18 protein-coding genes and 2 pseudogenes are annotated in these 25,354 nt (G+C 53.4%); 11 read left to right on the top strand and 9 right to left on the bottom strand.

Going from position 1 to position 25,354, the window contains the following annotated elements; translation table 11 throughout:
- Positions 1 to 191: 191 nt before the first annotated feature.
- Positions 192 to 884 (top strand): annotated as a pseudogene (locus tag AC07O1_RS27415) (ribonucleotide-diphosphate reductase subunit beta); the annotation flags it as partial.
- A 106-nt stretch (positions 885 to 990) separates the two neighbouring features.
- Here the strand turns inward: AC07O1_RS27415 and AC07O1_RS27410 are convergent.
- From AC07O1_RS27410 to AC07O1_RS27400, 3 genes are all read right to left on the bottom strand, one after another.
- Positions 991 to 2,322, bottom strand: a complete 1,332-nt coding sequence (locus AC07O1_RS27410; RefSeq protein WP_495090814.1) for a hypothetical protein — start codon at positions 2,320 to 2,322, stop codon at positions 991 to 993.
- Positions 2,309 to 3,526, bottom strand: coding sequence for a hypothetical protein (locus tag AC07O1_RS27405; RefSeq protein WP_495090813.1), 1,218 nt, complete (start codon positions 3,524 to 3,526; stop codon positions 2,309 to 2,311). The genes AC07O1_RS27410 and AC07O1_RS27405 overlap by 14 nt, the downstream gene beginning before the upstream one ends.
- Positions 3,527 to 4,255: 729 nt before the next feature.
- The gene (locus tag AC07O1_RS27400) at positions 4,256 to 5,950 is read right to left on the bottom strand and encodes a DNA cytosine methyltransferase (protein ID WP_495090812.1); all 1,695 of its coding nucleotides are present in this window, start codon (positions 5,948 to 5,950) and stop codon (positions 4,256 to 4,258) included.
- Here AC07O1_RS27400 and AC07O1_RS27395 point away from each other — a divergent pair.
- The 7 genes from AC07O1_RS27395 (at position 5,949) to AC07O1_RS27365 (ending at position 14,712) form a co-directional block, all read left to right on the top strand.
- Positions 5,949 to 6,404: a very short patch repair endonuclease gene (locus tag AC07O1_RS27395; RefSeq protein WP_495090811.1), complete on the top strand. Its 456-nt coding sequence runs from the start codon at positions 5,949 to 5,951 to the stop codon at positions 6,402 to 6,404. The two genes, AC07O1_RS27400 and AC07O1_RS27395, sit on opposite strands and share 2 nt — an antisense overlap.
- A 217-nt stretch (positions 6,405 to 6,621) precedes the next feature.
- Entirely contained in the window at positions 6,622 to 9,261 is a 2,640-nt protein-coding gene (locus AC07O1_RS27390; RefSeq protein ID WP_495090810.1) for a Z1 domain-containing protein, read from the top strand.
- A complete protein-coding gene (locus AC07O1_RS27385) occupies positions 9,254 to 10,252 on the top strand; it encodes a PD-(D/E)XK motif protein (RefSeq protein WP_495090809.1) in 999 nt (332 codons plus the stop codon). The genes AC07O1_RS27390 and AC07O1_RS27385 overlap by 8 nt, the downstream gene beginning before the upstream one ends.
- Complete coding sequence (locus tag AC07O1_RS27380) at positions 10,249 to 12,102, top strand: hypothetical protein (protein ID WP_495090808.1); 1,854 nt, start codon at positions 10,249 to 10,251, stop codon at positions 12,100 to 12,102. The genes AC07O1_RS27385 and AC07O1_RS27380 overlap by 4 nt, the downstream gene beginning before the upstream one ends.
- Positions 12,099 to 13,004, top strand: coding sequence for a hypothetical protein (locus AC07O1_RS27375; RefSeq protein ID WP_495090807.1), 906 nt, complete (start codon positions 12,099 to 12,101; stop codon positions 13,002 to 13,004). Before AC07O1_RS27380 ends, AC07O1_RS27375 begins: the two co-directional genes overlap by 4 nt.
- Positions 13,001 to 13,795 (top strand): DUF6339 family protein, encoded by a 795-nt coding sequence (locus AC07O1_RS27370; protein ID WP_495090806.1) that lies wholly within the window; start codon positions 13,001 to 13,003, stop codon positions 13,793 to 13,795. Before AC07O1_RS27375 ends, AC07O1_RS27370 begins: the two co-directional genes overlap by 4 nt.
- A gap of 407 nt (positions 13,796 to 14,202) precedes the next feature.
- The gene (locus AC07O1_RS27365; RefSeq protein ID WP_495090805.1) at positions 14,203 to 14,712 is read left to right on the top strand and encodes a BRO-N domain-containing protein; all 510 of its coding nucleotides are present in this window, start codon (positions 14,203 to 14,205) and stop codon (positions 14,710 to 14,712) included.
- A 205-nt stretch (positions 14,713 to 14,917) separates the two neighbouring features.
- Here the strand turns inward: AC07O1_RS27365 and AC07O1_RS27360 are convergent, their stop codons facing one another.
- The gene (locus AC07O1_RS27360; protein ID WP_495090804.1) at positions 14,918 to 15,163 is read right to left on the bottom strand and encodes a type II toxin-antitoxin system Phd/YefM family antitoxin; all 246 of its coding nucleotides are present in this window, start codon (positions 15,161 to 15,163) and stop codon (positions 14,918 to 14,920) included.
- A gap of 125 nt (positions 15,164 to 15,288) precedes the next feature.
- On the opposite strand from AC07O1_RS27360, the pseudogene AC07O1_RS27355 reads away from it, so the two are divergent.
- A pseudogene (locus tag AC07O1_RS27355) lies at positions 15,289 to 15,396 on the top strand (HNH endonuclease); the annotation flags it as partial.
- Positions 15,397 to 15,574: 178 nt separating this feature from the next.
- Here the strand turns inward: AC07O1_RS27355 and AC07O1_RS27350 are convergent.
- Positions 15,575 to 19,093: an alkaline phosphatase family protein gene (locus tag AC07O1_RS27350; protein ID WP_495090803.1), complete on the bottom strand. Its 3,519-nt coding sequence runs from the start codon at positions 19,091 to 19,093 to the stop codon at positions 15,575 to 15,577.
- Positions 19,094 to 19,543: 450 nt separating this feature from the next.
- Here AC07O1_RS27350 and AC07O1_RS27345 point away from each other — a divergent pair, with 450 nt between their 5' ends.
- Entirely contained in the window at positions 19,544 to 20,509 is a 966-nt protein-coding gene (locus AC07O1_RS27345) for a hypothetical protein (RefSeq protein WP_495090802.1), read from the top strand.
- Positions 20,510 to 20,687: 178 nt separating this feature from the next.
- Here AC07O1_RS27345 and bglX read toward each other — a convergent pair whose 3' ends face one another.
- Together bglX and AC07O1_RS27335 are read right to left on the bottom strand one after the other, a co-directional pair.
- Positions 20,688 to 22,952 (bottom strand): beta-glucosidase BglX, encoded by a 2,265-nt coding sequence (gene bglX, locus AC07O1_RS27340; RefSeq protein ID WP_495090801.1) that lies wholly within the window; start codon positions 22,950 to 22,952, stop codon positions 20,688 to 20,690.
- Between the two features lie 249 nt (positions 22,953 to 23,201).
- Complete coding sequence (locus AC07O1_RS27335; RefSeq protein WP_495090800.1) at positions 23,202 to 23,351, bottom strand: hypothetical protein; 150 nt, start codon at positions 23,349 to 23,351, stop codon at positions 23,202 to 23,204.
- 85 nt (positions 23,352 to 23,436) lie between these two features.
- Between AC07O1_RS27335 and AC07O1_RS27330 the strand changes: the two genes are divergently transcribed.
- Positions 23,437 to 23,754, top strand: coding sequence for a helix-turn-helix domain-containing protein (locus AC07O1_RS27330; RefSeq protein ID WP_494992715.1), 318 nt, complete (start codon positions 23,437 to 23,439; stop codon positions 23,752 to 23,754).
- Positions 23,755 to 23,810: 56 nt separating this feature from the next.
- On the opposite strand, the gene AC07O1_RS27325 is transcribed toward AC07O1_RS27330, so the two are convergent.
- Complete coding sequence (locus AC07O1_RS27325; RefSeq protein ID WP_495090799.1) at positions 23,811 to 24,041, bottom strand: hypothetical protein; 231 nt, start codon at positions 24,039 to 24,041, stop codon at positions 23,811 to 23,813.
- Positions 24,042 to 24,231: 190 nt separating this feature from the next.
- Positions 24,232 to 25,290 carry an MBL fold metallo-hydrolase gene (locus tag AC07O1_RS27320; protein ID WP_495090798.1) on the bottom strand — a complete coding sequence of 353 codons (1,059 nt, stop codon included), beginning with the start codon at positions 25,288 to 25,290 and terminating at the stop codon, positions 24,232 to 24,234.
- Positions 25,291 to 25,354 lie beyond the last annotated feature (64 nt).

The raw sequence follows: 25,354 nt of genomic DNA, 5'->3' as shown, positions 1-25,354 counted from the left end.
TTAAAATATCAAACGCCGAATGCGTCTTATCAGGCGATAGGGTGGAACAGGTGTAAACCTATTTCAGGACTAGATAGTTGATGAAAATCTACCCGTGAGCGACCTACATCTTTGAAGGATTTCCTCAGGATGCGTGAAGGTCTAATCATTTTAACCTGTAGGAAATCTCGTAGACGTCGTACTCGCCACTCAAAGAGGCGATCCACACCCACGCCTACCAGTACTGCATCGAATCGCTGGCCATGGATGAAGGCGAGATCTTCAACATGTACCACGAGATCCCATTGGTCGCTAAAAAAGCCACCTGGGGCCTGAAGTACACCCGTTCGATCTCCGATCCGAAGTTCGAAACCGGCACCGTCGAGACCGACAAAGAGCTGCTGCGCAACCTGATCGCCTACTACTGCGTTCTGGAAGGCATCTTCTTCTACTGCGGCTTCACCCAGATCCTCTCCATGGGCCGGCGCAACAAAATGACCGGCGTCGCCGAGCAGTTCCAGTACATCCTGCGCGACGAATCCATGCACCTGAACTTCGGCATCGACGTGATCAACCAGATCAAAATCGAAAACCCACACCTGTGGGACGCCGAAATGAAGGAAGAAGCTTCGCAGATGATCCTGCAGGGCACCCAGCTGGAAATCGAATACGCTCGCGACACCATGCCGCGCGGTGTACTGGGCATGAACGCCGCGATGATGGAGGACTACCTCAAATTCATCGCCAACCGTCGCCTGTCGCAGATCGGCTTGAAGGAAGAGTACCCAGGCACCACCAACCCGTTCCCATGGATGAGCGAGATCATGGACTTGAAGAAAGAGAAAAACTTCTTCGAGACTCGGGTTATCGAGTATCAGACGGGTGGGGCTTTGAGCTGGGATTGATTCCCGACCTAAACGCGACAAATCAAAAATTTAAAAGCCCCGAGCTCCTCGGGGCTTTTTTTGTGCAAGAAATACTTTGTTTGCTACATCATTACTCAACAACCAACTACGCATTATCCCAGAGAGCAATCGAAGGTGTCTGATACCAGACTAAAGGGTTATCCTCACAAAGAAGCAAAAATACAAACTCCTCCAACATAGGAAGCAGAAACCCTTCAAAAATCAGGCGACACCCACCAGCATAGTTCTCCGAAGAAATGTGATACTCCGTTTCCTTATTATGTACGACAGAGCATCTAATCCTGTAAACCAAAGAAGCAAAAAACTTATAAAAATTACCACCAGAATGACTCACATGACCTTGAACCCTCACCAAAAAGTCATTTATAACACTAGTGTGCGCTGTATTTACCGCTAAAAAATTTCTCCAGGACTGCTGTACAAAGACACCGAAACTTGCCGACGAATGATTTAATAAAAAAGCAGACTTCACTAAATCCTCGAGTGCGCCAAGCTCATTGACATCTACTCCTTTATAAAGCCTTTTGAAATCGCGAATCGAAAACATCGCACCACTATTCGTGCGCTCCAACTTTACAATTGGAGCTCTAAACATAAAATTCTCAACAACATGATATATTGACAAAAACTTAGAGAGCGCATCATCTCGCTCAATATATTCACCGAGAATACCTACAACCTCCACAAACTGAGCATACTTCTGGGACGGATCAAACTTATTAATCGAGGAATTCACAGGCCTCGATGGATACCTAGTAACTTTATTAATCCTCTCTCCTACAGAAACCATATGAAGCTTCAATAAAATTAAAACACTCTTTTGAAAAGACGCCACCGCATTAATTTCACGACAAATTACAACATCATTCTGTCGAGAAAAATCAAACCTTGATGAGAGCAGCAATACTACATAGAGAAGTTCAACATTATTAACCATCGCAAGTAGTGAGTCGAGTGAGCGTTGATCACAAAGCTTGACCCAAACAATATTGCGATCAAAATCTTGAATATTGGTCGAAAAAGCCTTTGAATCATAATCCAGATTAGCGGTAAAAAAATCAAGACCGCCTAATACATTCTCATCCGCAACCGACGTGGTGAACCCAGCGATTTTTTTTGCAACGCAAAGCACAAAATTGATACGCTCAAGCTCTAGTATTGGGCAGGTCTGAAAAGCTGAACTAAACTCAATAAAAGTAGAATGCAATCCACCAAACTCAGAGTAAATTTCAGCATCATGAAAACAACTGGAAAGCGCATCCCTATGCGCTCCAAGCCTTTCACAAAAACCGTCGAACACAGAAACTTGATCCAAACTCAATCCAACACAATAATTTTCAATATCAGCACTGTCTTCCGAGCAAAGAACGTCTATTTGAGATATCAAAAAATCATATAGAGCATTAATTTTCTTCATAAGACGCCCCACCGAAAATAGACGACCATTCAATGGGGGTTTTAAAATCAGACCGAATGAATGCGGTGAACGCATTAAAAATATAACGCTTATTTACTCCCCCCAAGTTCACCTTTGCCGGATCTAGATTTTTTCGATATTCTTCGTATTCAGATAAATTACAGAGACTTATCTTCGCCCCTAAAAGCCTCACAAGATTTTTGATATTATTCAGATGATCGGTCTCGTGTCCAATAGCAGCAAATAACGCTGCCAACGTCACTTCACGACCAAACCATAACACCCCTTCACTTCCATATACAGCGGCAACATTATCATCTAGAAACTTTATAGAGCTTAGAAAGTCCTCTAAAAACTCATACGTAAATAGCTCCATCAAAGCCATGTAACTGTCTTCGTCGCTTTGCATTTTTTGAACGAGATCAGAATTGGTAGTTACAGGCTTCTTCTGGACATAGGACAAAAGTGCCGAAATCAAATGCGAAAAGTGGTATACCCCCACACGTCGCTGACTATTAAAATTCGATGAAGAAACATGCTTCTCTTTAATTATCTCTACCGACCTTGACTTAACTTGCTCCATCACAGGAAGAATATTATTAAATAGAAGCTCTAACTGATGCTTTATATTCACAGGCTTATGACCAGCATTCAACATAAGCATCTTCTTAACCTCATCTTGCGGCGTAAGGTTCTCCCACAACTCGAACCATTGATAATTATTATTGAAGCAATCCTCGAGCGCCTCTCGCCCATTCTTCTCGCAAAAAGATTTAATCGCGACAAGTATGTTACCGGTTGATCCTATCTCGGAAACCTCCTTCCTAAATTTCCTCTTAAGCTGAAAGTCTGTCAACCCAGACGAAAACTCCTCCAAATTACGCAAATACAAATCCTTTGTATTTTTTATTATTTTCAGGCGATGAGTTCGCTGCAGCCCATCCAGAATCTTGAAATTTATTAGCACTTCACCGCCGGAATCAAAGCTATCCTCATCGGCAATAAGAGTTATTGACGGAATATGACCTTTAGACAAGACCGTATAAACAAGACCATCCAGGTATATATTATTTACTATCGCTCGCTGTATGTCATACGCAGCATAGTCCGCTGGAAGCGTTTCCATATAATCTGACAGCGTTGCCTTGATCAAAAGACAAGTCTTGTCGCCTTCCTTCTTCTCATCCAAAATCGAATATTTCATCCAAACTCCATGAGACCAAGCCAATATTTTCAGCGAAAAATAAAAAAATCAATTACAAACACCTAAAAACCTAACCAAACCGCTTTCAACCCTTCCCCAGAGCCTCTGAAGGTACAAAGCATCTTATAGTCCCTGAGGATAGGTTGAAACGAGTAAAAAAACCAACTAAAAACTGATAGTACCTACCATACCGATACTGACCTACAGAGGGACGCAAAAATCCTCTCACGCAGTGAGGAGTGTATCCGCACCATGCTTTTAAACTGCGAGCGAGGCCTTTCGATGCTCAGCATTGCGCTGTATCGACATAATTCCTGAACGTGTGCGAGGTTAAGCATTGGCTAGGCCTCGCTTAAGCCGACACTATGCACTACCCAAAGCTCAAACTTGGGGACGGCTAGGGCGCATCAAAATAGGTAAGCTTCTTTTACCAACGATGGATCACTAAGGGCGACATCAAGATTGCGCCCATCGAAGTTGATCTCACTCGACCAGCAAGTGTCGCACTCTAACTATTCGCGCCAGCGCCGCGAGCGTGGCTCAATTCAACTATCAAAAGGGTTAAAGATCCACCGTAGGAGAAATGCAATGAGCTACAAATGGTAAATCTACTGGCAGCTCTCGAAGCGATGCGCAAACCCGCAGAGTGCTGTTATCCTCAAGGACGGCGTCGACTGCTCAGCACTTTTGCTATAGATGTGACCGAGTGAATGTAATTCTTACACCATTTTAAACATTCACTGACAAGACTGCTGAAAAAATCTGATCATCAGGCAGATAAGCTCGCTCCTTCTCTTGGATCTTCTTACATGCTACTGCATAGACAACCGAGGCTATTTTGTTAGCAAGCAACGGGGGCACAGCATTTCCAACCTGATGAAACTGCTGGGTCCTATTCCCCTGAAAGAAATAATTATCAGGGAAAGTCTGAAGTCGAGCAGCCTCTCTGACAGTCAAGCTTCGACATTGCTTGGGGTCGTAGTGGATGAAGTAATGACCGTCCTTTGATATATGGCTAGTGATGGTCGTTGCCGGAAGCTCCTCAAGCTGCACTCTGAAGCGATCACTGAACTTTCCAGTTTCCCAGTTCTTATGAGCTGGTGCCAGCCCGGACAGACTAAATTGTTGATGTCCTTTCGGAGACGTCTTGTAGGCCCGAGCATAGACACTAGCAAACATGTATCTGCGCAGGTCAGAAGACATGTGCCCGCGCGCATCGTGATTCAGCCAGTGCTCTAAGTTGTCATCGCGATACCATCGGTCCAGATTTTCATCGTAGGTTCTTCCGTCCCCCTTCCGGCGAGGCACTCGAAGCGCGCCAACATCAAGAGAGGCTGAGAGAAGAGCTTCACGTGCAATCTTCATCGCGGAATCGAGTTTCGGCTCTACTCTGCCGTCGACTTCCGATCTGAGCTCATCGAGCTGATTGGCAACTTCCTTGTACCAAGCTTCGCTGTCATCACGCTGTTTCGTCAATCGACTACGAAGTTCTGGAAGATCACCGAGAACCTGCTTTGTGCTGACTCGTCTAGTGATCTCGAGGATGCTTCCGTAGTCAGGAATATTTCCCTGATCGTCTTGGGCGATACCCAAGAGAATTACCCGATGCCTGGCTTGAGGAATGCCGTGTTCCTCCGCTTTAATGATGAAGCCGCGAGGATCCACCTTCTCCAAATCGTCACCAGGGCCGAAGGACTGGCCAGTTACGAGGGAGCAGATGCGATATTTTGTGCCGGGCTCGGGATCGCCGAGCGCCTTGTTAGGGTCAGTAAGGTCCTGCAAAATCTGCGCAAAGATACTCTCACCGGCAACCTTAGAGGACAGGATGCCCTTCACGTTTTCCATCACAAAAACAGCAGGCCTCCTTTCCTTGATGATTCGTAGATACTCCTTGTAGAGGAAATGACGATGATCATTTTCGGCGCTGTAATCGACCTTCGCCTTATTTCGTGCCCGACCTACTACAGAATAGGCTTGGCAAGGAGGCCCCCCAATAAGCACCCAAGGTCGATCTTCCAGTCGTTTGTCGAGAATTTTGTCGAGCTCTTCGTCGCCCTTCTCTGATCCCAAGGTGATACACCTAGCCTCTTTTTCAGCCTCCAACCACTCGGCTTTGCTCTTATCACTGAAAGGTTCTTGACTATAGCCGTTGCAGAAATCGTAGTAATCGCAAAGCCGATCAGGATTTTTCAGCTTGAGAAGTCTGAAGAACGCTCTCAGCTTTAGCGTTTCCCGAGCAACCGGGTCCATTTCAGCTGAGACCACGATCTCGAAACGGGTTCCGTCACCCGATGACGCAAACCCCTCGCCAAGCCCTCCAGGGCCGGCAAAGAGATCGACGATCTGGATTGGCTTCGAAAGCTCAGTGTTGCATTCGATAGCTTTATCTCGGCCTAACGGCAAATTCATCTGGGGCTCGGTCATGGACATAGTCAGCAAAGAAGTCAGGTCTCGCATGATGGCCGCTATTCGCGGCAGCAATACATCTCCCGAGATGAAGGTCCGGAAGCTGCTGCATCGGCATGGCTTCAGGTATCGACTGCATCCTCGGAAGCTTCCAGGTCGGCCAGACGTAGTGCTTCCTCGCTACAACGTCTGCATTTTCATTCATGGCTGCTTCTGGCACAGGCACCCTGGCTGCAGGTATGCCACAACCCCTCGGACTCGCGAAGAATTCTGGCGATTGAAATTCGACCAGAACGTGGAGCGAGACCTCAGGAACAAAACCGAGCTGCTCCAACAGGGGTGGCGTGTCTTCGAGCTTTGGGAGTGCGGCATTCGCGGGCCTGAAGCAGAAATGTACTGGCTTCTGGAAGCCGTGCCGGATTGTAATCAAAAATACGTCTCCTGGCCCGAACTTCCTGTGGTGGGTATCTGATGGCTTGTGAATGGTCAATGCCCGATCGTTCGTCGCCTGCTTTGCCCGCCTTTATCTGAAGTAATCCAATCCGCTGTCCTGCGCAAAATAGGCTGGGCCAACAGGGCAGAAAATGGCAAAGTGATGTTACACATTGCAGGCAGTCTGGAAGTTGGATGGAAAGCCAAGTTCAGCGAACCGTGCCGATACCTATGGACAGCAAGTAAGGATTGTTTCGATGACAAACCCGCAGGTTGAAACCTTCGCCCGTCAGATCCGCGAGAAACTTCCTACACACGACTCTCCAGAGCAGGCTGCAGAAGCCTTGAAGAGGGATCTCACCAGCATCGGATTCTCGTTTACCTCTGAGATGGACCAGAATCTTGCAGTAGCGCTCGAGCAGGTAGTCGCGTCGTTGGAAGATGTCGAGATTTTGCGTCGCAGCTCGTTGATCAAGAAAAGGGACCCTTGGTACAAGGGGGCTGGCTCGAAGGATGTTCATTGGCCAGCTCTGAAGGGCTATCTCACGAACAGCAAGGGCTGGGATAAAAGCACCATCGCGTCTATCGATGAGAGCTCGTCAGAAGTTGTCTCGCTGCTTGCAAATCCAAATAACGAAGGTTTTCGCCATCGTGGTCTCGTAGTGGGTTATGTCCAGTCCGGCAAGACAGCGAACATGACCGCCGTGATCGCCAAGGCTGTGGACGCCGGATACAACCTGATCGTACTGCTGGGCGGTGTGACCAACAAGTTGCGTGCGCAGACCCAGCGACGTATCGAGCACGACATAGTAAATCGCCACCGCCATTTCTGGCAGTTGTACACCACCGAGCAGGATGACGGGGACTACACGTATCCTGCGAATGGCTCGTTCACGATGCCAGTTCCCGGACGAGCGCAGCTAGTCGTGATGAAGAAAATCACCTCACGGCTCGAGACCTTCCGCAAGACGATTATTGATGACAAGGGCAAACCAAAAACGCCCTTGGCCATTCTTCGGCAGCTCAAGGTACTTCTGATTGACGATGAGTGCGATCAGGCATCGGTTAACTCGTCGAACAACGATTACGACATGACGAGGATCAATGCCGAGATCCGCAAGATCATAAGAGCGCTTCCCGCGGTATCTTATGTGGGTTACACGGCGACACCATTTGCCAACGTATTCATCGATCCGTACCCGCTGAATCAGAATGATCTGGACGACCTGTATCCGGAAGATTTCATTACTACTTTGCCTCGCACTGATGGCTACTTTGGTGCCCGTGAGGTCTTTGGATACGCGCCAGCTAATCCTGATGGTCCGGAGTCTCCCGAAGAAGCTGGCAGAAACATGATTCGCCATGTGCCGGATGAAAAGCTCAATCTGTTGCGACCAGTCCGCACCAGCGAAAAGGATTCGTTCCACCCGCAGATGGCTGAGGAACTGGAGCATGCAGTGCTCTGGTTCCTGCTCAGTTGTGCAATCCGACGGGCGCGCGGCCAACAGGACCAGCACATGACCATGCTGGTTCATACCTCCCCTTACATCATTCAGCACAAGCGGATGGCGAAGCTCATCGAGCAATGGATCGAAGGAAACTTGGCTGAATTGACCGGTGATTCTGGTGAACTCCAAAACAAGATGAGGCGGGTGTTGGAGGAGGAGACTGCCCAGGTTCCGTTGGAGTACGACCGTATTTATTCGCTGGCCGACCTGCGTCCTCATCTCAAGAACACCCTGGATGCTCTGGAGTTCGCTATCGAGAACGGTGAAAGCTTTGAAAGGTTGGATTACACCCAAGAACCAAAGACTTACATCGTGGTGGGGGGGACAGTACTGGCTCGCGGACTGACGCTTGAAGGTCTGTCCGTTTCATTCTTCCTACGCACTTCCATGCAGTATGACACTCTGCTTCAGATGGGCCGTTGGTTCGGTTATAGAAAGGGGTACGAGGATCTGCCTCGCCTCTGGACGACCGCTGAACTCGCGTCCAACTTCCGTGCACTGGCGCGTATTGAAGAAGAGATCCGCGAAGACATCAGCAACTACCGCAAGCATGGCGTCACTCCCAAGGAGTTCGCCGTTCGGGTTCGTTCCATTCCAGGTATGGCGATTACTGCTGCATCCAAGATGCGACATGCCTATCGCAGCAATATCAGCTTCGAGGGCCGACATGTACAGACCATTCGCTTTGATCACCAGAGTGTTACCAAGGTAACGCGCAATTGGGAAGCTGCCGTTCAGTTCGTCGACGATGTAGATGCTAAGTACTCATTTCAAACTCAAGGTGGTGGCAAGCGTCATCTCGCGCGAAACGTACAACTCCAAGAGGTACGTAGGTTTCTAGTGGCTTATGACATCTGTGAGCACCACATGGATCTGAAGAAGAATCTTCTTCTCGGTTACATCGATCAAGCAGCAGAAAGTCTGCAGGAATGGAATGTCGGCATCATCACTCCGACTGGCGTGAGAGAGGCTGAAAAATCACTGGGCGTTCTTGGCCAAGTGAATGCTGCTCGCCGCTCTCAGTTGAAAGACAACGAGAGAGGATATGCCGACATCAAAGCGTTGATGTCCAAGAGCGACATTCTTATCGACACCATGGACCCGGAGACAGTCAAAAGTAATGGTAGCTGGGCAGAGATCAAGAATGATCGCCCACAAGTCCCGCTCCTTTTGCTGTATGTGATCGATGGTAAATCCGAGGCACAGTCGACATCTCGCAAGGATCTGGACGCCGTTGGTGATCTGATAGGTATTGGTATTGTTTTCCCGGGAGCGCCCGATCAAGCGGGCGACTATTTCTCGGTGGAGCTGGACGCCCCTGTACCCGAGCAGATTGCGTCGGAAGAAGAATTGCTGGCCGAAGTGCTGGATGGGGCGGTTGATGACTAAAAGGGCGATCGAGCGTTGGAGGCGTCTGAAGGCGACCGGCACGGGTGATGGGGTGATTGAGGTTCCCAGTATTGATTCGGGAATCGCGACGGGCTTTGGCACGGCGCGGTACGCGATCGGAGCTCAAGGGCAGCCTCGCCTTCTGGTGCCTATCGGTGGACAGATTGCGGCCCGTGGGCTGACGTCAACTTCAAAGCTTCTCGTGACAACCTCGAGCTACACGGTATCCAGCAAGGGTACGTTGTTTATCGACATCATGTGCTTGGACCGAGCTCTTGATATGGTGTTTGCTGAGCTGGCGGAGGAAATCCTTCGACGGATCAAGGAGGGGTTTTCACCGCTCAAGGCCGTCACTGCATCTATCGACGATTTCCGGGAACTCTTGAAAGAGAAAACTCGTGAAGAAGTCCCGGAAAACAAGGTTCAGGGGTTGGTAGGCGAACTTGAAGTGATGCGGCGTCTTGTCACTCACAATCAGGTTGCTACGGAAACTTGGACTGGACCTTTTGAACTCCGCCATGATTTTCGGCGAGGCATCCATGCGCTCGAGGTGAAGACCTCTGGTCGATCCGATGCAACTCGAGTATCCATTCATGGCATCGACCAGCTGGCTGCGCCAGCAGGAGGTACACTTCACCTTGCCCATGTTCGTCTGGAACGAGTCGAAAATGGCCAACTTTCAGTAGGCTCAGTCTTTGACGGTCTGCTTATGTTGGGGGCTGACAGAGAAACGCTCGAAAAGGGATTGGAGGCCCTAGGATGCTCGGATCCTCATGGAGGTGACTGGAATCGCCTCTCTTTTGATCTTGAAGGAATGAAGGTCTACAGAGTTTCCGAAGGATTTCCACGAATCATTGGTTCTAGTTTCACTGGAGAGTTTTTGCCTGCCGGCGTTTCGTCTCTGGAGTATCAGATCGATCTAAGCCATGCGAAGACCTTTGAACTTTCGACCAATGAATTCAAAATCGCCTTTGAAAGGATTGCTGGATGAAGCGACTGGAGCTTTTTAGCGAACCCTTCGCCAAGACAGGAAATATCGCAGCAGACGGTTTCAGACGGCTGCTGGGCTGTCCTGCTCAAGATCTTCTGCAGACAATGCTCCGCGAGTCCATTCAGAACAGCATTGATGCTGCTTTGCCGGGGTTCGGCCCATCGCTGTTGATTCGATTACGCACGCTGACATCCCAACAGTGCACTGCATTGAGGGAGTTTGCGCTGGTAGACCTTCCCTTGGGCGATCACACCCGGAATGAGATAGCAACCTCAATCGGAACAGCTGGGCTTAAGGTGCTGGAAATCTGTGACTTTCGCTCCACCGGTCTGTGTGGGCCGACGTCGGGGGATGTCGCGTCAGATGGGGGCGAAGCGCTCGACTTCGTAAACTTTCTGCGAAACGTGGGTGTTGCTCGCGACACTTATCACGGTGGAGGGACCTACGGTTACGGGAAGACATCTCTATATGCGATGAGTGCGTGTTCGACGATTCTCGTGGATAGCCAGACGACTTGCGAAGGTAAACCTGTGCGTAGGTTCATGGGGTGTCACTTGGGTTCGGCGTTCGATGCCAATACGGCCGATAACAAGCGCAAGAGATTCACAGGGAGGCACTGGTGGGGCATCAGTGATGGAGACGGTGGCATCGATCCCCTGACTGGATTCCATGCAGAAGAATTGGCGGCGTCGCTTGGGATGCCTGATCGAGATCTTAATAATACGGGGACTTCAATCCTGATCCTTGATCCTTACATCGAGGAGGGAGAAGAGGCGAGGTCAATCGACCACTATGTCCAAGAAACTATTCTCTGGAACTTCTGGCCAAGACTTACTGCGTCAACGCCTGAGGACAAGAAGCTAACCATTCGGGTGGAAATCGAGGGGCGCGATGTCGCATTGCCGGTTCCGGACGACTTTCCTCCGTTTGATTTGTTCGCCTCAGCTATGAAAGCTTACAGAAATGATTCTGATGATGTGCAAACTATCAGGAGCGAACGTCCTAAAAAGGATCTGGGTAAGCTGATCATCAAAAAAGGGCTTTGCGCCGATCGTCTGGGTTCCGCTCGGGATGAGAACTCAGGGATACCTCAGCAGGCCAGCCATATCGCCTTAATGCGACCTGTTGAGCTGGTCGTGAAGTATATCAAGGGTACTCCTTTTGCCGACGCACGTTTTGAGTGGGCCGGAGTATTTGTATGTTCCGATGAGGACGAAGTGGAATCCGCGTTTGCCATGTCCGAGCCTCCTGCACATGACGATTGGATTCCTGACAACCTTCCAAACCGTAACGCGAAAACATTCGTGCGTGGTGCTCTCAAGCGAATCGAGCAAGCCGCCAGTAACTTCGCGACACCAGTCATGTCAGTCGCAAGTGAAAGCAAGGAGCGTGGTCCTTCGCTTGCTGGGACTGCCAGCCGCTTGGGACGCCTGCTTGATTCAGTTTCGGGAAAAGGTCCGGGCAGACCTAGGCCGGTCGTACGACCACCATCCGTAAAGCAGGAGCTCTTCATATCGCCTGCTCGGTTTATCCGTCTTGAAATTGACGCTAAGAATCGGCGTTGTGCCATTTTTGAAGCGGACCTGCAGAACGATGGGATGAACGCAACACTTGAAGTCTCGGCTGAATCTCATCTTGTTGCAGATGGTGCCATAGCTGATGGTGAGGATCTGCCGGCTGGCTTTGAAACCCGGGTAATCGGGATGTCATTCGATGTCATTAACGAAGCCACTCCTGGGCCAACAATCAAGGTAGGTACTGAAAGTGGCACCATCAGCATTTCGGTCGTGAGTCCACTTGAAGCAGCCGTAGGAGTGCGACTTCGCTTTCTGAACGAGGCTATAGAATGAGCCGTATAGCCCTCCCATTTCTGACCTTTCCGAATGAAGTGGTCAACTTTAGCGGCTGGATGATCGGCCCCCCCGGTGAACCTTTATCCCCGGCTTCTGATATTCTGGAGAACTGGGATTATGAACAAGACATCCAAGTTAATGTTCATGTCGATATAGACTTTACTGAAGCAGCAGATCGATTAGGAATTGATGCTACTGATCTGAAACTGGCGGTAGTGCTCATGGCCGGCACCGGCTCTGGCAGCTTGCCCCGTCGAGTAGATCGCCTGAAGACTGCAGTATTAGATATCAACGAACCAGAGGTTACGCTCGAGGCGACAATTCCAGGACGCACCCTGTCAGGGCAGCTGCAGCTTAGCCTCAGAATCGTTCTTGAAGCCCCTGTTAACTCTGGGAGTCCGTTATCGCCGAAGCAGCGGGGCGCGCGCCTCTGGCAGCATCACAAACATATCCTTATCGAAGATGGTGGCGATTCCAGGTTCCCTGTTGAGCTTGCCAGCTTTTCCGAAAGCTTCAAGGCCAGGCCAGAGCAATATGCTCCTTGGCTTGTAGATTGGAGCCCCACAACATTGGATGCGGACTTCAGCGGAAACGTAAGGCTGTACGTCAATTCCGATATCGAAAGCATTTGCGCAAGGTTCGTCGAAGGTGATGCGCTGACGCTCCAGGCAATGGTCGCTGATGTGATGACACAGATCATCGAAGCGGCCCTAGACGTAGAGAGTGAAGCGGAACTTGATCGATATGAAGAAGGTTCGATCGGTTACCAAGCGAGAGCGTGGATGGAGATGTCATTTCGTGGACAAAATCTAGAACAAATCCGACAAATGCGAAGCTATGCGCCTGGGAAGTTCAAGGCGTTGATTCTTGCGACAGCCGACTTTGGAGAGGGTGAATGATGCGTGTTCCACTTCTGCCGCGCCTGAAAGCTCACGGTGTCGCCACAATTCTTGAGAAAATGAAAAGTGAGGCCCCATCTGCCAGAGACTGCATCGATCGCTTAAGAGAATACGCAGCCTTGAAGACGAGCGCCCCAAGCGGTGGAACCAGAGCTGATAGCGTGGCCGTCAACATAACCGCTGAGCTAAGAAGGATTGCTCAGAAATCGGGTTTTCCAATTTCCAATACCCAAGCAACTAGAGCGCAATTCGACCAGGACGCAGCCATTTACCTTGGCCAGTTGGAGGAGTTGCGGAGTGGCGAAGCATTACGTGATGACATCTGGGCGTTCATGACAACTGTATTGGCCCCTGACATCGTCGCATGGCGTTTCACCGACAAGAATCGCGAACGCGTAGCGCGGTTTGCAGGCGGTGTTCGCAACGCGTTTCAGCGGCTGTGGGTACGAGGTACTATTTTGGACAGAGGCGAGAGCCACGCGCATCGCTGGGAGCTGTTAAAGCAATTGACCGAGGATGCAATGGTTCAGATTTTCGAGCGTGCGTCGATAGGTGGGAACCCTCCCCTTGCCATCGCAATAGCTGAAGGTTGGCTCAACACGGCAGCCAAAGTCGGTCGAGGTCCTATGGAGGGTGTCATGCGTTCTGCCACCAAAATTCTTCGAGTGAAGAACCAGATCATTGATCTGGGATATCTAACTCCCGAGGAGCTCGAGCACGTAGTCTCAAATACGTTCAATACTGCGGCACACGCGTTCATTAACACTGTTGAGCCTGAGCTTGTGACCTGAAAGAGAGATCCTGGATGCTGGCGCTCAATTTCAGCTGACAAATGATGACCGAATTTGAAGGGTTGACCGTACTGCATTGACGCCCTAGGCTCTCTAGTCGGCGCCTAAGAAACGCCTCAACCAGAGCGGTCCTCCGCACCCGACAATCATGCGGCTTTTTTTCGCCAGCGGTTTTTTGACGCCTGTGAAAAAATCCCCGTTATGTCGGGAGTGGGCGAATACAAGACCCGAAAGGGGAATATGTCCGGCCCGTCTCTGGTGGGTTTCTTAGCTCCCGACACCCATAACGAATGCCCTAAGAAAGCAGCCAGAGGTAACGGATATGCCTAAGCATCTGACCTTCACGATGAAGGTGAACCACCGTATTCACGCAGTCCCCCCGACGCTTCCAGATCTGGAGGCCCGTCATGTCTGAACCACTCATCCCCACCCTTTTTACCCGCCACAACATTCACCTTCATGCCCTCCTTGTGGAGAACCAGGCCTGGTTCTGTGCTCATGATCTGGGGCGTTTGATGGGCAAGTACCTCGACGAGCGCATGTCGCGCAAGCTCGATGCGGACCAGCGGCAAATGATGTTGGTGTACGCCCACGGCGCAGCAGAAGAGCGACTGATGCTGAGCGAGTCAGGTGTGTATGCTCTGTTGGTTTATCATTATTGCCCGGATTATCGACTGCTACGCGAGTGGCTGACGCATCAGGTGGTGCCTACGTTGCGTGATGCGCGACCTTCGCGAGCAGTCGAACGGCCAACCTTAAGTATGCTGGACTGGCCGAAGATGTCGCTTTGCATGCTGCACTGGCAGGATGAGCCGTGGATTCGGTTGCGGGATATGCCTTGCGTGCTGGTGGATGATCCGTTCAATCAACGTCAATCCTGGTGGAGGAAGGCGTCACGGGTGCTGCGAGGGTTTTGATTGTTTCTTGCTGAAATGAAGAAATCCGCTACCTGAAGTTCAGGTGGCGGATTTTGTTTATGCGACATATTTACCGACGCCATCGCGAGCAAGCTCGCTCCCACAGGGGATCTGCGGCGGGTTTGGAAATCTCAGTGTTCCGCCCCCGTCACAATCGCGCCGAAACCACCCGCCCCCCATACTGCGGAGTAATCCTGTCAGCGCCTCATAGGCTGCCTTCGATTCCATCGATGATGTCCTTGGGCGTCTTGTCAAAATCCGCAGATATCCGAATTTTCCCCTTCAACCGCCCAGGCTTGCGTACCCGAGGCGCATCGACATGGGGCAGCAGATCCAGATAAGGCTTGCCGGCCTTGGCGATCACAACCTTGTCGCCATGCCATGCACGCTCAGCAAGTTGGGAGAGCTGGGATTTTGCTTCGTGCATGTTTACTTGTACCCGTTCAGTCATATGGCACCTCCACAGAGAGGGCTAAGCTAGCCGAAGCCGTGGATTTTCGATAGGTAAGGTGTCGAGCTGACCGTCTGTCAAAAATGACTTCTCAAGACTCCCGACTGCCGATGAAGCAATTCTGAGCTGTCGCGTTGCGCCTGAACTGTCATCGGCGCTGCCATCACTCAAGCGACAAAGATGAGTTCACCTTGTCGCTTTATGAGAAGGTGAAGCGGTTGAAGCGCGAGTAATAGGCGTCCGTTGCTCGGCCTCTGTGCGCATGTTGGGTTTTGTAGTTGGCTGGGGGATCGCCATCGCGGGCAAGCCTCGCTCCTACAGGGGATCGTTGCCAGTTTGGGAGCTCAGTGTTGAAAGGGCCGCAGGAATATCCTGCGGCCCTTTTTTCTGTCCGCAACAACCGCTACGCAATCACCTCCCCAACCCACTAATCCGCCACGGACAAACCGCTTCCCTCACCCCGCTCGGCCCAACGATCTCCGGTGTCTGCCCCAACGACCGGGCACTCAGGACGCTGGTGACTCGGTCGATCAGTTGATCAAACCCCAGACTCGCGTCTTCTTGGTGAAGTTTGCGCAGTTGTTCCACCAGGGCGTAGGTGAAGGCGCCGTAGCTGTTGGCGCCGACCTGGTATTCGCTGGCTTTTTCGTTTTCCCGGGCAGCGTAGAGCATCAGGGGCATGTAGGGGCCGTGGTGGCCGTAGAGTTTGCCCTGGCGCAGCAGTTGGTTTTTTTTCTCGGGGCGCAGGCCGGTGGCGGCGCCTTGGGTGCTGCGGGTGCGGGTAAGTACGCTGGATTTGCTGTCGGCGGTATGTGCGCTGAAGTCGCGGCCGTCGCTGTCGGCCGCATACACCCGACGGTCCCAGTCGCCGGCGTAGGGGTCCCAGCGCAGCATGCGGTGGCGGATGTCGCTGGGTGGGGTGATGCCGCGCACGCGGCCGGTGCCGCGGGTCATGCCGCCGGCGTAGCAGCAGTCGAACATGACGGTGAGTTTGGCGCCGTGGCCGTTCGGGTCAAAGGGCAGATGGCTGTAGAACTGGCGGAACAGTTTGTCGGTGAAATGTGTGCTCTCGTCATCCCAATCGAAGTCGTAGAGCACCAGGGTTTCGTCCATGCGGTCGGCTTCGCCGCTGCTGCTGTAGGCCGGCAGTTGGGTGCCGTGGCCGGAATAGAACAGCACCCGCTCGTCTCCAGCGCGGGCGCCTTCGACCAGCCATTCCAGGCGTTCGACAAAGTTCGCCTGGGTGGCTCGGGCGTCATGCAGCAAACGAATGTCGCCGGCGTCGTAGCCACTTTCCTGGAGCATGCGGCTGATCAGGTAGGTGTCGTTGATGCAGCCGTCGAGGCGTGCGCTCGGGTCGGGGTAATCGTCGATGCCGACCACCAGGGCGCGGCGTTTACGTTGGCCGCTGCGAGAGAGGAACGCCGGTACTTCCAGGATGCGCGCCGCCACCACGTCGCGGGCCAGTTGCGGCCAGAGGCTGGTCTGGCTGGCGGGTGCCGACAAGTAGGCTTGCGCGGCGTGATTGAGGTCGAGCAGGTCATCACGCAGCGGCACGCTGAACTCGGTTTGCAGGTCGATACGCGCCGAGTCCGGCGAAGTGATCGGCCGGGTCAGCAAGCCGTCGTTGGGGTTATAGAGGTGGAACCAGCGGCGGATGCCTCGACCGTTATCGCTCAAGCGCATGACCCGCCCACCCCACACTTCGCGCATCACCAGCGGCAGCGCGATGGGTGAGCCGAAGCTGACGAACACCCGGCCATCGATGCGCTTGAGCGCCGAGCCTTTTTTGGCCACCGAACGGCGCAAGGCGTCGTAACCGATCAGGCTGCCCAGCCCTTGAGCGAAGATGATCTGCGGGTCGAACGCGTCGATCTTCGCCAGCAGATGCTGGGTCAGTGCGGTGCGCAAATCGGCGTCTTCGATCCATTGCACGATGGCGCCGACGGTGCTGCGCAGCATCTGATTGACCGGCAGGCCCCAACTGCCGAAGGTCTCGTCAGCCTTGCCACTGGCGTCTGCCCGCAACATTGCCAGGCCTCGGGTGATCTGGGCGAAATCCGGCCCCTCCTTGAGTTGGTCATCGAAGGGTAGAAAGTCGATGTCCTGATCATCGATCTCGCGACCGTTCTGTGCCAGTTGGCTGCGGATCAGCGCACGCCATTGTGCCTGCCAGTTCGCGTCGGTGCCGCCCTGCCCGCTGGCTGTCTGGGTAAATCCCACACCGGGCAGGCACAGGACTCGCAGTCGCGAGGGCGCAACACCCGGCCCCGGCTCTGCCTGAAAGGCTTTGCTGACGGGCTGCGCAGCGGCTGGAGCCGGGGCGGGTTGGCCGTATGCGGTGACCATCAGGTCCTGCAGGCGACGCAGCTTCGCCTCCAGGTTGTTCGCACTCGGCACGGCGGACGTGAGGGCGGCTTGTCCGGGATCACGCAGTGCCCGGGTGCGGTTGTCGAGAAAACTGCTGACGCCTTGGGCGCTGTTCTTCCAGACTTGCTCCGGATCAAGACCGTCGAGGTACCCCGTGGCGCTGTCCACCACCTGCCGGCTGAGGGTCGCAAGTGTAGACTCGATCAATGGCAGACCGGCGCGGCTTGGCACCGCGGTGGGTGCCAGTTGCAGCGCTGCAGTCACGCTCGCGGCGCTACGCCAGATCGGCGCATTACCGAAGTGCTGGGCCGCCACCACCCGTGGACCAAGGGCGCTGCGCGGTAATTTGAAATGATCGCAAAGAAAGGCCAGCAGGCTGGTGTGATCGTAATGCTGCGCCTGGAGTGTGCCCGTCCAGGGAATCAAACCCGGCTTGAGCCACGGCGATGCGAGGATCGCCGGCACACGAATGCCGAGTCGGGTGAAGGGGTTGGGCCAGTCGACATCGGATGTTGCGTTGGGCGAAACACAGGTCGGCGGCACCACATGGTCATGGAAGCCGCCGTGCTCGTCGTACAGCAGCACGAACAACGTCTTGTTCCACAGGTCTGTGTTGGCCGACAACGCGTTGAACACATCACCGACAAACTGATCGCCGAAGCGCAGATCTTCCGGTGGATGATGCGACACGTTGGGCCCGAGCTTGCCGTTGAGCAGGCCATAGCTCGGCTCGATCCAGGACAGTTCGGGGAGTTTGTTAGCGGCGACATCCGATTTGAAGTCGTCGATGCCCAGATGCTGCAAACCACCCTTGACCAATGCCGCCAGCGGGATGGCGCCGTCGGAGTAGATGCGTACATCGTGGCCCTTGTCCCGCAGCAACGAAAAAATACTGTCACCACCAAATTGCGCAATCAGGCTTTTGATACCGGCCAGCACCGTGCCCGTGGACGGCATCAGCACGCGGCCGTTGCTACTGCCAAGCATGGCGAAAAAACGGTTCGGCCAGGTCGGGCCCGGCACCGACGCAAACCAACGGTCGCACACCGTAAAATGACGCGCCAGTCCCTGGATCGCTGGCAGCGGATCGGTGGCCGGCGTGGCACCGAACGGGATGTAGTTCATCGCCCGCTGAGCCATGGATTGGGACCAGGTTTTGTAAACTTTAAGGTCGGTGCGGGCCTTGTCGTAGGCGTCCTGCGCAAAGCCATCGAGCTTGGGTGCGCTCAGGCTGGTCTTGAGTGACACATCCAGTTGCTTCACTACATCGACGAACTCATGGCCAAGATCGAAACCTTCGCTGTCCTTCGCAGGCGTTGCCGGTGGCGAAGGCGCGGGCGGTGCCCACAGGCTGAAGTAATCCGGCAATTCCGCCGTTTGAGTGATCACGATCGAACTGCCACTGGCGAGCGTCAGCGGGTTGGTACTTGGGGCGTTGCGGTCGATGCCATCGCACGCAGGATTGATGCTTTTGTAATCACCCAGTAAATGATCGAAGGAACGGTTTTCCATCATCAGCACGACGACGTGCTCAATCTCGGCGGGCCAGTTGTTCGGCATGTTGCGCTCCCTGAAATGAAGTCCCTGATTTCGATGTCTCTGGTTTCAAAGCGCTCAAGGCTTGGGCTGCGGATCGGCTTTGCTAGCTGATCGAGCGTAGCTGGCGAGTTGTCTTTCACGAGATTGCTGGCCATCTGCATGCCCGCTGCAAGCAAGGTGTCATTGCGCACCAGGCCTTAGCATCCCGAGAATCGCGTCCAGCACGACCGATCCAGACACCCCCGACCTCCTTGTTGGCGCGGCTAACGACAGGACGGGCAGTGCGCCACTACACACCTCATGACAAGGAAGGGAGCGCGGCCACCCGTGCACAACGCTAGTTAAGGTATTGGCCCTTGTCCATTGGCGAGTTCATCCCACCCGGCACTGGCAACGAACGTGAAAGAGTTGGTGCACCCCACAGCCCCACCCGCTATTAATAGGCCATCCCCTTTCAGGATCAGCAAGCGAATGAAATTCGACAAAGCCTACTGCCTCAGCCTCGATGAAAAGCTGTCGATTTATGACGTGCGGGATTTGAATTTCGACGAGACGATGGCATTCGATTCGGCCAGGGAAAGCTTTCAATGCCCTAACGATGCATGCCGGGCGGCGTTCGATGCACAGAACGTGTTGGGTACGTTCAATGCGAAGAACGTCAACTATATAAGGACGCCACATTTCAAGAATGTGCCCAGCACCCGGCACGTTGATGGCTGCCCTTACCTCAGTCCTAAAGCTTTGGCCTCGGGGCTGGATGCCGAGGGCGATAACGATCGGGAGGAGCATTTCCCGTCGGAGTTGCTGCTCACCCGTCGCCAATATGTGCGCAAGCCATCCAGTCCGGCGACAGATGTTGCCTCTCCACAGGATGAGCTGAAGACGCCGTCTGCGAACAACGCCACGGAGCACGCGCCCCGTGAAACAGCGCCGGACAAGACCAGCGTGTTTGCCCATCCGGTGGAATGCTTTGTGTCGAACATCGATGACAAGGAGCGGCTCAAAAGCATGCCGCTCAAGATCGGTGAACAGACAGCGTCCTACTGGTCGTTCTTCAAGAAGATTGAATACCTGCAAGACAACAAAGGGCTGATTTACTGGGGCAAGATCAAGGAGATCAAAGACTACAAAACCAGCTTCCGGATCGATTTCGAGAAGAAGGTCTGGGTCGAGAAGAAGCCTTACTCAGTGAACGTTTACCTGAGCAAACAGCTGATTGAGAGCTACCGCAAACGCAAAGCCTTCCTGGAGGAGATCAAGAACGCCATTGGCAGCGAGCGGGACCTGTATTGCTTCTTCTATGGTGTGACGCCGGAGTTGAAGCAAGTACCGAGCAAGAAAAACCCCGAACAGACCTTCGGGGTGTTCAGTGGTGATATCGAGAACCTCGATCACTTCATCATTCGTGAGGCGCCGGGGTTGGAGGCGAAACAGTGAGCCAAAAAAAAAAAGAAGCCACTGCCGCTACACCCCCTGTAGGAGCCGAGCTTGCTCGCGATGGACGTTAACGATAACGCGTATTTTCTGAATGAACGCGCTGCCCTTGAGTCCATCGTCGGAACGCCGCCCGGAGCAAGCTCGGCTCCTACAGGGGGGTGTAGCGTTTGCCTCAAGCCTACAACAGCTCAAAACTCTGCTCTTTCACATCCTGAGAATCCAGACCGATTTGCACCCGGAACTCGCCCGGCTCGGCGGCGTATTTCAACTGTGTGTTGAAGAACTTCAAGTCGCTCTCATCAATGGTGAAGTGGACAGCTTTCTCCTCCCCGGCCTTCAGCATGATTTTTTGAAAGTTTTTAAGTTCTTTGACCGGACGACTGACGGATGCAACGACCTCTCGGATATACAGTTGAACGACCGTTTCGCCGTCGCGCTTGCCGATGTTTCGCACCGTGATGCTGGCATCGACGTTGCCATTGCTCTTGAGTGTTGGAGCCGACAGGGTTACTTCGGACAGGCTGAAATCGGTATAGCTCAGTCCATAGCCGAAGGGATAAAGCGGACCATAGGATTGATCGAAATATTGAGAAGTGTAGTTGCGAGGCCCACCCGGTATGTAGGGGCGACCGGTGTTCAAGTGGCTGTAGTAACTCGGGATCTGCCCCACGGAACGCGGAAAGGTGATGGGTAGCTTGCCGGACGGGTTGTAGTCACCGAACACTACATCGGCAATGGCGTTACCCCCCTCAGAGCCGCTGTACCAGGTTTCCAGAACCGCATCGGCCTGTTCCTGCTCCTTGCCGATGGACAGTGGACGGCCGTTCATCAATACCAGTATCAGCGGTTTGCCAGTAGTTTTCAGGGCGGCGATCAATTCACTCTGGCGCCCTGGCAGATCCAGGCTGGTTCGGCTTGCCGCTTCATGAGACATACTACGAGGCTCACCCACCACGGCAATCACAACATCGGCTCGCTGTGCAGCCTTGACTGCTTCATCAATCATTTCTGCTGCCGGACGAGAGTCGTTCTCGACTTCGGACACTCCCAGGTATTTAACAACCTCCTGATCCTCCGTGAGATTGGCTCCTCGGGCATAGATCAGCGAGCCCTTGTTCATCGCGCTTTTCAGCCCGTCGTAGATCGTCACGGATTGCGAGGCCATGCCGCTTGCAGACCAACTGCCCATGATGTCGACGGTACTTTTTGCCAGCGGGCCAATAAGTGCGATCGTTCCCTCTTTTTTTAGCGGCAAGAGCCCATTTTCATTCTTCAGCAGCACCAACGTCTTGCGTGCCACTTCACGGGCTTGCGTTCTGTGCAGACGGTTTTCGGCGTTGATATCAACGGGGTCGTCACTGGCAACGCCGATGCGCCGGTAAGGGTCTTCGAACAGCCCCATGTCGTACTTGGCCCCCAGGACTTCCCGCACTGCGTTATCAATATCGCTCTGAGAAATAGCGCCAGACCTAAGCAGTCCTGGTAGCTCCTGACCATAGGAGGAATCGTTCATGCTCATATCAATGCCAGCCCTGATTGCGAGCCTGGCAGCTTCGCGGTCATCCTTCGCAACACCATGCTGAACCAACTCGGTTATCGCACTATGGTCGCTGATGACCAGGCCCTTGAAACCCCAGGCTTTGCGAAGCAGGTCTTGCATCAACCATGTATTGGAAGCTGCTGGCACACCATTTATCGAGTTAAGCGCCACCATGACTGCTCCCGCGCCACCATCAATCGCCGAACGATAAGGTGGCAGGTAGTCCTGGTACATCCTGGCCAGGCCCATGTCGACGCTGTTGTAGTCGCGTCCCCCCTCGACAGCACCATACAACGCAAAATGTTTAGCGCTGGCCATGATGCTGTCGGGTGCATTCGGGCTTTTGCCCTGATAGGCCTGAACCATCACTTTGGCAATGCGGGAAACCAGATAGGTGTCTTCACCGAAGCCTTCGGATGTGCGCCCCCAACGAGGATCACGGGCGATATCTATCGTCGGTGCAAAGGTCAAATCGACACCGTCCGCACTGGCTTCTTTCGCCGCCGTGCGACCGCTCAACTCGATAGCGTCCATATCCCAGCTGGAGGCCAATGCCAGGCCAATGGGAAAAATGGTTCGATGACCGTGTATCACGTCCCAGCCGAAAAACACTGGTATTTTCAGGCGGCTACGTTGAGCCGCATCCTGCATGGGGCGGTTTTTGTAACGGGTCACAGAACCGAACATACCACCGACTCGCCCGGCAGTGATCTCTTGGCGCATCCTTTCGGGAGTCATGATGTCATCAATAGCGATCAGCCGTAGTTGGCCGACCTTTTCTTCCAGGGTCATCTGCTCTATCAGGTTAGCCACGAAGGCATCCTTGTTTGACGATGCCATATCGGCCAGGGCCGGCAAACTGATAAAACCGATCAGGGTACACAGCAGACGTAATCTCTTCATGATGCCATTCCCTGGAAAAAACGTTGTGGTGCACACCGCCTGCTTGCCTTTAAAACGCAACCTTTGCGCGTATTGAAATCAGGAAGCTGACGTCCAATTGTTGCTTTTATTGTTAAACGTCAATTGAGCTTTTAGGGTCTTACATAAAATATCGTAGTCGACTGTCAGCTCTTACGGCGAGGCAGCGCTGAAAATTGGAGAAGCAGATGTAACCGGGCGAATTTTCCGGCCTCTGATGCCCAATCAAACTCACTTCACCCACAGACCGACCACCACCACCACCACCACCACCACCACCACCACCACCACCACCACCACCACCACCAGCACCAGCACCAGCACCAGCACCAGCAAACCGATGTAAACCCTGCCTGAGCGAGAAAAAATAGAATCGATCAAAAAATGAGTTTGATCCGGGTATAAAACAACTGTACAAAAACACAGTATTTTATTGAATCGCCACTCTCGAACCCCGGAGAAAACCATGGCCTCTCTTGCGATGAAAATCACCCTCGAACGTATCGCCCTTCATCAATTCACCCCCGAACACTGCGCACAGGCCCGCGAGCTATTGGGCTGGAGCCTGGAGCAGTTATCTCAGGAATCAGGGGTTTCGATAGCCGCCATCCAGCGGTTTGAAGCCCAAGGGGAGTTGCTGGACGTCACTCGTCTGGCCCTGGCCTATCGGCTGGAAGCGCAAGGCCTGGTGTTTTTCCCGGGCTTTGCGCCGGGCAGAGGCATGAACATCAAAGGCACGACACCTGATCCGGTCGGGCGGGCTGATTACGCGATGATTGAGTGAACACCGATACGAACAGAAGCCGGCTCCTCGGTTGGCAGCAGGCTTCGATCGACGAACTATTGCTGCCTGAAGGCCGGGGCCTGCCATGCCAGAGAGGCTTGCTCATAGCTATAGGCAAGTGCCAGGAGCCTGGCGTCGCTCCAGCGCTCACCATAAAAGAAAACCGAGGTTGGCAAACCGTCAGCGTCTATGCCTGAGGGCACCGTGATGCCCGGGTAACCGGACAAGGGCGCGACGAAAATCGCAGGTGATGCAACATCGGCAATCAATGCTTCCAGGTAACGCATTTAGCGCACTCATCCGGATGAGTGCGGTGAAGTGATATTTCAGAGTTCCATTCATGAATAGACATCCCGTAAATGCTGAAGGATGAGTGATTAATTCACTCTCTCGGTCAGCCTAGGGCAGGGCTCGGGATAGCCCCCCGAGCCCCTTTCCTCTTCACGTGTATGACTATTCAACCAGACGCGCAGCCTGTCAGGTCAGCGCGTTGTGCTCCGAGCACGGCACACTCTCCACCTCCAGCCACCACGCCCGTCCACGCTGGGGTTGTGTCAGGTTGAACGCTTCACCCATTTGGGGCGTGGTGATGGCGATATTTCGCTCCCAGGCCAGGGCCAGGATGCGGTCGAAGGGTTCGTGCCAGGCATGCATCGACAGATCGAACGTGCCGTTGTGGATCGGCAGTAACCAGCGACCTTTGAGGTCGATATGCGCCTGGAGGGTTTGCTCTGGCTGCATATGAATATGCGGCCATTCGACGTTGTAGGCGCCGGTTTCCATCAGCGTCAAATCAAACGGGCCGTACTGTTCGCCGATGCGTTTGAAGCCATCGAAATAGCCGGTGTCGCCGCTGAAGAAGATCCGTGTATCGCCATCGATCATGACCCAGGACGCCCACAGCGTACTGTTGCCATCGAACAGGCCGCGTCCGGAAAAATGCTGGGATGGTGTGGCGATGAAGCGAATGCCATCCACTTCAGTGCCCTGCCACCAATCCAGTTGGCGCACCTTGCTGGCGTCGATCCCCCATTTGATCAAGGTATCGCCCACACCCAGCGGCGCGAGGAAGTATCTGGTTTTGTCGGCCAGTTTGAGAATGGACTGATGATCGAGGTGGTCGTAATGATCGTGGGACAGGATCACCGCCTCAATCGGTGGCAGTTCTTCCAGGCTGATGGGTGGCTGATGGAAGCGCCGTGGACCGGCCCACTGCACCGGCGATGCGCGCTCGGCGAAGACCGGGTCGGTCAGCCAGAACTTGTCATGCAATTTGAGCAGCACGGTCGAATGGCCGAGACGGAACACGCTGTGATTTGGCGCAGCCAACAGCGCTTCGCGGGTCAAGGCTTGTACAGGGATAACCCCGGCCGGTCGAGTGTTGCGCGGTTTGTGGAACAGCATGTTCCAGAATATCCGCAAGGTTTTGCGAAAGCCTTCGCGCGGCACTGCTACAGGGTTGCGGAAATGACCTTCGTCCCGCAAAGAGCCTTTGAGGCTGGGGGCGCTGTCAGCGCGAGATGAGAGAGTGGCCATGATTGAGGTGACTCCAAGGAAACCGGTGAGGTTCCGGTGCTCCGTTGTTGGACGATAACTGGCC

Source organism: Pseudomonas sp. GW821-FHT07G10 (assembly GCF_059418545.1).
The sequence above is the reverse complement of the archived record's forward strand: the minus strand, read 5'-3'. Positions and strand labels throughout refer to the sequence as shown.